Here is a 7,341-nt window from a genome sequence, read left to right on the forward strand (position 1 = left end):
CCTCTACACTTGGGTCTGCTTCACATTCAATCATTTAATTTATCTCATTTTAGTAAGCTTGAAGTTACTTAGCTCAGTAAAGAAGCGCACACTTTTAACGTGTATCTCTAATTTGAATATTTAAGTTATGAATCAAAAACTGTGAGCAAAAAATGCATAATAGGTTTATTTAAGTATAAGATAAGCACCTGTTGATCTCGGTATTTAACTAACTCTTTGACTATGCGTTTTGTTTCCCTATGCCTTACTTCAATCCTGCTCTGCTCGTCTCCTTTGGCATATGAGCTAGATTACTATTCTAAGTTTGGTCACATCGATAATTACGGCAATCTTGATCTTAGAAACAAGCCTTACACCCAACTACCCTCTGGCCTAGTGGTAAAGGGCAACTTAAACATCTCACAAACCCCTATCAAAACCTTGCCTAAAGGGCTTGATGTTGAAGGCAGTCTGGAAGCAACTAACAGCGCACTCAAAGTTATTCGCTCAGGAACAAAGATAAAAGGCTATGCAAACCTACTAGGTAGTAAGATCGAAAACTGGCCTAAAGGCATCAAACTAGGCGGTTACCTAAATCTGACAGATACACCGTTAAAAGCGCTTCCAGCTAAACTTCGAGTAAAAGGTGATCTAAGTGTTATTCGCACTCCCATTTCTGAACTTCCTGAAGGATTGGTGGTTGATGGTAATCTTTATATTGGAGGATCAGCGCTGAAAGTATTTCCAGACACAATGACGGTGAAAGGGAATATCTATTTAGGTGGTAACAGGATCACCAAATGGCCTAGCAATTTAACCCTTGGTGGCGCCGTCGCACCTTAAAGAGCAGATAAACAAAAGCCCCGGCAGACCGAGGCTTTAAGGCATTCTGAATCAACAGAGTTCAGTGACGAAAGTTACTCTTGGTTATTCACAGGATTGGCATAGCTCGCCACCAAATAAGGTCTTGCGCCTTCAGGTAGCTGATCCAACTTATCCGCGAGATGACGCTTAACTGCTTCCGTAATGATGCTCGAATCTTCATGCCCAGCAGCTAACAAGTTGATTGGGTACAACTTGTAGTTGTTGTGAATTTGGCGGTCGATTTCACCAGCAAGAGATTCCGGCGTTTCAAACTCTTGCTCAATCACATCACCAAACGCAACATGTACACGGCCTTTATAGCCAACGATACCTTGAATGATGCTTTCGATATCTTCAAATTCGCCTTTTTCATAGCGGCCATTTTCTGCTTTTTCGTACAGCTCTTTTGCTTTGGCAATGTCACATGGATCATTTTCATAGGCAATCGAGACAGGAACGATTTTCAGAGAACGCGTGTACTCACCAAAGCTGATCTTTTGTTTACGACCTTCAACATGGAACATTTTTAAAATCGCAGGATCAGTAAAGTCGTTTCCATCTTTAGCACGACCTTCCTTTTGGGCAATCCAAATTGAATTGCCAGTATCAAGCGAATGTTTGATATAGCTTGACAGTTGTCCCAATGCTTTCATCATTTCTCTAGGCGCCTTAGCAGAGCGCTTAACGATGAAGCTCTTATTGAGTCGCATCAATTCTGTCGCACATGGCTTCTTCAGCAGGTTATCGCCAATCGCTATACGAACTGTACGGTGCCCACTTTGGTACAAGCCATAATTTACGAGCGCAGGGTCCATCGCAATATCACGGTGGTTAGAAACGAATAGGTATGACGTGTTTTTATCCAGCTTATCCAAACCAGAAAAAGTGACGCCATCCGTTGTCTTATTCAATGTATCTTTCAGATACTTCTTCACTTCAATCTGAATTGCTTCGACAGAATCAAGCTTGCTCCACTTGGCTTTCAGGTAGATGCGCAGGATCGGGCTCATTAGCGTTTTGAACCACGCTGCTTTATTAGCAAAGCGATGTTCTAGGATAGCAGTGATAAATTCATCATCTTGGATTAGACGATCCAGCGCTGCTGGAATTTCTTCGTCGTTGTAAGGACGAATTTCAATATAAGGATCGGTATTGGCTGTCATTGTTCATTACATATCAAAAAAAGCTGGCACATTTTACGCATAGTTTTGCTGACAAGCAGCATTTCAACCCATACTTTTAACATGGTCATACCAGTTAAGCCACCATTTATCATGCTAAAAAATTCTCTCTGCAGGTTGGAATCGTATGGGTTTAACGTTACCCTTAGCGCCAAAAAACACTGGTACTCATAATGAACTACGCAATTGAATTTCACGACGCTAAATACCCCTTTCTTGATGTAGCTGCGCGTAAAAAAGCATTGAAGCACAGTCTACTGTCTGTCATCGAAGGGTTAGCCGTCATTAAATTGGGTAAGCAGGAGTATGCCATTGAACCAGGCCAATATTTTTGGATTCCTCAAGGATGTTTGAGCTCCCTCACCTTTTTACCTAATTCTCGTGTATATCGTTGTGATTTTTCTGTGCGTTTAAATGACGACTTCTCACAACAGGCGGGCTTTGTGAAGCCTTCACCGCTACTAAAAGCGCTCGTCGAGAAGCTAGCAACAACTGCCGAACGCTCGGATCTGCAAACCGATCTACTGACAGTAGTAAGACATGAAGTATTGACGCTGTCTCCTAAACTAGCGCACTCAACGTTAACGAGAACCATCAATCAATGGACTCCTGGCTGTGACATGAATATTTCTAAAGAGCTTTGCTTGGTACTAACACTACGTGAAGCAAGAAAAATGAAACTGTCGGGGAAGAAGGAAGAGCAAATTGTTGACTCTCTTTTTGCTGGTAACACCGAAGAATATGAACAGCTTTGCTTTTTAGTCTTTGGAGAAGCGCTATAACTTGCTCTTTAACAAGCTACGTTTTCAGCATTACGTAGAGTTACGGATACAGAAAGTAGAGATTCAAGTAAAAACAAAAAGGGCGTACATTGATAATGTACGCCCTTTTTTCATTTGCTTGAGATGTCTAGAAAGGTACTTCTATCTGCATCATCCAGTCAGCGTCATAATATTCGTGCCAACGATAATCAAACCGCATTCTTGGCTGTCCGTCTGATTTATCACCAAAACCGACGCTGAACATCAACCCGTGACTACGAAGCCACTCTTCTGTATCCATTTTACTCTCTTCGTCTCGGAGCTCTTCCGGCATCCAAAAACCAAGACCAAAGTAATTCTTTTCTAAGTTTTGAGTTAGAAGTGGGGTGTCTTCCGGCTTAATCGCCCACTCCTCCCAATAGTTTTCTGTTGGTCCTTCAAGCTTCGCTTCCACTGCATACCAAATCAATGCTTCAGTACTTAACACGCCGATGGAATCTAAAATTTCTTCACAGATTGGAAGCGTGTTATCTTCAAACACCACGGAACGATCAGAAAAATAGTTACACGCGGAATGAGCTTGTGTCACCACAAGCAGCGCACATGCACTAAATAAAACGACTCTGACCATGAAAATCTGACCTCTCAGTTCCCAGACAATGTTTCTCTGTATAAGCCTTTACTAAGTAATAAATCACTTACGGAAGGTGTTGTATAGGCGCCGATCTCTTCACCCTCGGCCAATGCTTTGCGAATATCTGTGCTTCTGACTTTTACTTTTTCAGGACATGCCATAACAGTCCAACGTTCCGTAATCTCTTCAGCTCTACTAAATTTAGCAAATTTGAAGAAATTATCAGGACCAATGACAAAAGTTATATCGGCAGATGGGTAGATTTCTTGAATTTTTTCTAACAACGCATAGGTCGTCACACTTTGTCCAGGTTGGTATAAAGCTTGCTCCGCATCAGAACGCTGAACATTAGAAAGCCCCATATCCTTGATGAACACATCAACCATTTTGCACCGAGTTGGGTAATCAAGCATGTTCTTGCCCCAAGCATGTGCAATGCTTGGCTCAAGTAGCACGAGATCAAAGTGGCTCAAAGACTCAATAACACTTTTATGCCCTAAACTAGGTGGGTTAAATGCACTACCAAAAATGGCGATTTTTTTCATATCCGGTGATTACCTGGTTGAAGAGAGTTTTCTAATCTGATGATTTCGGTATGATACTACTAATCTTTACAGCTTTTGACCCTAAAGTCGCGTTTAATGAGCCTCAACTGTATGGTTTATCACCATTTGAGCAAATGTGCTTTAGAGTCTGAAATATTTGCAGGAAAAGGAACCCTAAATGGAACAATCCATCCGTGACGAAATGCGCGTACTCCCTTCAATTGATCCGCATTTTGAAATTGAACGCCGTGTCGCTTTTATTAAGCGTAAATTGCAAGAAGCGGGCTGTAAGTCTCTTGTTCTTGGCATCAGCGGTGGCGTTGACTCAACGACATGTGGTCGTTTAGCTCAGCTGGCTGTAGACCAGCTGAACGAAGAAGCGGGCAACAATAGCTACCAATTTATCGCAGTTCGCCTGCCTTATGGGGAGCAAAAAGATGAAGATGAGGCTCAGCTCGCTCTGTCTTTTATCCAGCCAACCCATTCTGTATCGGTGAACATCAAAGCAGGTGTTGACGGGCTTCATTCGGCTTCTCACGTTGCATTAGAAGGCACAGATCTTCTACCAACTGATGCAGCAAAAGTCGACTTCGTAAAAGGCAATGTAAAAGCGCGTGCTCGCATGGTTGCTCAATACGAGATCGCGGGCTACGTAGGCGGCCTTGTTCTTGGTACTGATCACTCAGCAGAAAACATCACTGGTTTCTACACTAAATTTGGTGATGGCGCTTGTGACATGGCACCATTGTTCGGATTAAGTAAACGCCAAGTTCGTGAAGTGGCTGCTACATTGGGTGCACCTGAGCAACTAGTGAAGAAAGTGCCAACAGCAGACTTAGAAGAGCTTGCTCCACAAAAAGCAGATGAAGATGCCCTAAGCTTAACTTACGAGCAAATCGACGATTTCTTAGAGGGCAAACCCGTTCCACAGCAAGTGAGTGACCGTTTGGTAGCGATTTACAAAGCAACGCAGCACAAACGCCAGCCAATCCCGACGATTTACGACTGAGCGATATTTTCAGCTCTCTTTAAAACTCAAAACGCTGCTAAAAATAGCAGCGTTTTCTTGTCTAGGAACAGTTTTTGTCGAAGGACAAAGACGTTCTCGCCTAGTTGGTTACTGTTACGTCCGTCTCTGGCACAGCACAACACGCCAATACGGTTCCCATCTCACGTTCCTCATCTGTCAACGCGGGCACGTCCGGATGATGTACTTGACCCGACGTAAGCTGAACCTTACACGCGCCACATAAGCCAGCACGACAGCTATTGCTGATGACCTTCCCAGCATCTTCGAGCTGATCTAACAACGTTTTTTGGTTGTTGCCTACGACTTTAGTTCCATTAAAGTCAATAGCGAGACTTTTCTCTGGCTTTGACGTAAGAGAAGAAACTCCAAACGCTTCTTGATGGTAGTTTTCCTCTGGCAGCCCTTTTCTTAGTAGAAGACTTTTTGCTTTATCCATAAAGCCATCCGGGCCACACACAAACACCTGCCGCTGTTCAACATCTTTGATTTGCTTAATGTGTGACAAACTTAAACGCCCTTTCAAACCAAACCAATCAACAGCAGGTTGCGTTAAACAGACTTTTACTTCTAGCCCTGGGTGCTCACGCTTTAACTGCTCCAACTCTGAGCGACAAGGAATATCATTCTCGGTGCGACATTGATGGTAGAAAACCACATTATCCAACTGATTGTGATCCGCTAAGTAACGCACCATTGATAACATTGGTGTTACTCCGCTACCCGCAGAGAGTAACAGCAGAGGCTGCGCTTCATGCGTTTTAAGGTGGAACTGACCGTCAGGTTGTTCTGCCTCTAAAACATCACCGACTTGTAAGTTGTCTAAGAGTGAGTTGGAGACTCTTCCACCCGCGATACGCTTTACAGAAATAGCATAACGACCCGGGCGAGAAGGACTGGATGATAAGGTATAGCGTCGACCCACTTTCTTACCATCAATATTCACCTCTATTGGCAGGTGTTGTCCTGGCAAGTAATTAGGCAACGAACCTTTGTTTGGCTCTAACCATAAGGTCACAAAGTCTTGGGCAATTTCTTCACGCTCAACACATGTAAGCTTCATGCGCACTGGCGAGTTATCTGCGTAAAACTCCGGCTCTTTGTACTCCAATACTTCAACTTTATCGCCTTGACGAATAATGCCTTCATTTCGCGCGACAAGATTCTGGCCAAAGAACACACCACCGACATCGTTTGCACGGAACTGTTGCAAGGTTTTGAGCGGCTCTTTGCTCTCACGGAATGTGCCTCTTTGGGTATTCACCGTAGTCAGGATACAGCGCTCGCAAGGTTTGAGAGACTCAAACTCTACCTCACCAATTCGTATGCGCTTCCATGAATCTTCTTCAAATGGCTTAGTATCAGAGACAACTAAGTTAGTACGAAACTGATCCATTGAGTGTAGCTCTGAACTTCTTCGGTTCAGCTCATCAAGTGAAGCTTGGCTGATCACTAAAACCGGATAACCATCAGCAAAACTGACGTTTTGACCTAGCTTTTCACGGACACGATTCGATTGCTCACCACTAAACAACAACTCAACGCGCTGCCCCAGCACACGACTAAACCAGTCATCTGCATCATCTGTCGTGGTATAGGCAGTAAACGTATCTTTCCAAACCGTTGCAGGTGTCTCCTGCATTTTGAAATCTTGGTAACGGATTTTAAGTGGCTCCATACCCAAACTACTAAACACCACTCCATCGGACAATAATGCAGACTTAATGGTTACCATTTGCGGATACTTTCGCGCAGTGATCATCGAGCCATCAGCTTTCGCAATCATAAAGCGACGATCGAAGCTCAATCCTTGCTTCTCAACCCATACGGACGACAGCGATAATCCGCCAACTGACTTAACCGGAAAAACATTAATTTGGGATAAAACGGGTTGCGACATGGCCTTCTTCCTACGGGTGTTTTTTATTTGTTGCGGTATTGTATACTCAAATCACATTAAGTTGCAGAGTCTACTGCCTCTTCATCCATCGCAACTTTCTCGAAACCATATTCTTATAAATTTGGTTTTAGTGACAAGTATTTACTACACTCAATATTCGCGTTTTTTAACACCGTTCTGACCAAATACCGTTTGATAAAGTGTGATACGACACACATAATTCACCCAAGTTATCACTACTCCCATTTATCGATTTGGAGCTTAATTATGGATACAAGAAAACTGGTTCTGATTTTGTTATGTATCTTTCTTCCGCCTGTCGCGGTGTTTATGGAGAAAGGTCTAAATAAAGACTTTTTGATTAATCTAATATTGACGTGTTTCTTCTTTCTACCAGGTACGATCCACGCGCTTTGGTTAACAATGAAGTAACCACTTACACTCTCACTC

The 7,341-nt window shown here is 43.2% G+C and carries 8 protein-coding genes; 4 read left to right on the forward strand and 4 right to left on the reverse strand.

The genetic code is table 11. The features are described from left to right. Positions 1-222 precede the first annotated feature (222 nt). The gene (locus tag CAG68_RS03965; protein WP_017821237.1) at positions 223-822 is read left to right on the forward strand and encodes a hypothetical protein; all 600 of its coding nucleotides are present in this window, start codon (positions 223-225) and stop codon (positions 820-822) included. 74 nt (positions 823-896) lie between these two features. On the opposite strand, the gene CAG68_RS03970 is transcribed toward CAG68_RS03965, so the two are convergent. After that, entirely contained in the window at positions 897-2,006 is a 1,110-nt protein-coding gene (locus CAG68_RS03970) for a 1-acyl-sn-glycerol-3-phosphate acyltransferase (RefSeq protein WP_005385027.1), read from the reverse strand. Positions 2,007-2,197: 191 nt separating this feature from the next. On the opposite strand from CAG68_RS03970, the gene CAG68_RS03975 reads away from it, so the two are divergent. Beyond that, a complete protein-coding gene (locus tag CAG68_RS03975) occupies positions 2,198-2,806 on the forward strand; it encodes a hypothetical protein (protein WP_005375302.1) in 609 nt (202 codons plus the stop codon). Between the two features lie 127 nt (positions 2,807-2,933). On the opposite strand, the gene CAG68_RS03980 is transcribed toward CAG68_RS03975, so the two are convergent. Together CAG68_RS03980 and CAG68_RS03985 are read right to left on the reverse strand one after the other, a co-directional pair. Further along, positions 2,934-3,416 (reverse strand): hypothetical protein, encoded by a 483-nt coding sequence (locus CAG68_RS03980; protein ID WP_054728752.1) that lies wholly within the window; start codon positions 3,414-3,416, stop codon positions 2,934-2,936. 14 nt (positions 3,417-3,430) lie between these two features. After that, positions 3,431-3,964: a nicotinate-nicotinamide nucleotide adenylyltransferase gene (locus CAG68_RS03985; protein WP_042521568.1), complete on the reverse strand. Its 534-nt coding sequence runs from the start codon at positions 3,962-3,964 to the stop codon at positions 3,431-3,433. 178 nt (positions 3,965-4,142) lie between these two features. Here CAG68_RS03985 and nadE point away from each other — a divergent pair, with 178 nt between their 5' ends. Beyond that, on the forward strand, positions 4,143-4,973 hold the full coding sequence (gene nadE / locus CAG68_RS03990) for an ammonia-dependent NAD(+) synthetase (RefSeq protein ID WP_005375299.1): 831 nt from the start codon (positions 4,143-4,145) through the stop codon (positions 4,971-4,973). Positions 4,974-5,073: 100 nt separating this feature from the next. Here the strand turns inward: nadE and CAG68_RS03995 are convergent, their stop codons facing one another. Then, positions 5,074-6,891, reverse strand: coding sequence for a hybrid-cluster NAD(P)-dependent oxidoreductase (locus CAG68_RS03995; RefSeq protein ID WP_054728748.1), 1,818 nt, complete (start codon positions 6,889-6,891; stop codon positions 5,074-5,076). Positions 6,892-7,158: 267 nt separating this feature from the next. Here CAG68_RS03995 and CAG68_RS04000 point away from each other — a divergent pair, with 267 nt between their 5' ends. Beyond that, positions 7,159-7,323 (forward strand): YqaE/Pmp3 family membrane protein, encoded by a 165-nt coding sequence (locus tag CAG68_RS04000; RefSeq protein WP_005375297.1) that lies wholly within the window; start codon positions 7,159-7,161, stop codon positions 7,321-7,323. Positions 7,324-7,341: the final 18 nt, after the last annotated feature.

The organism is Vibrio sp. V42_P2S4T144 (assembly GCF_009904715.1).
Lineage (GTDB): Bacteria > Pseudomonadota > Gammaproteobacteria > Enterobacterales > Vibrionaceae > Vibrio > Vibrio alginolyticus.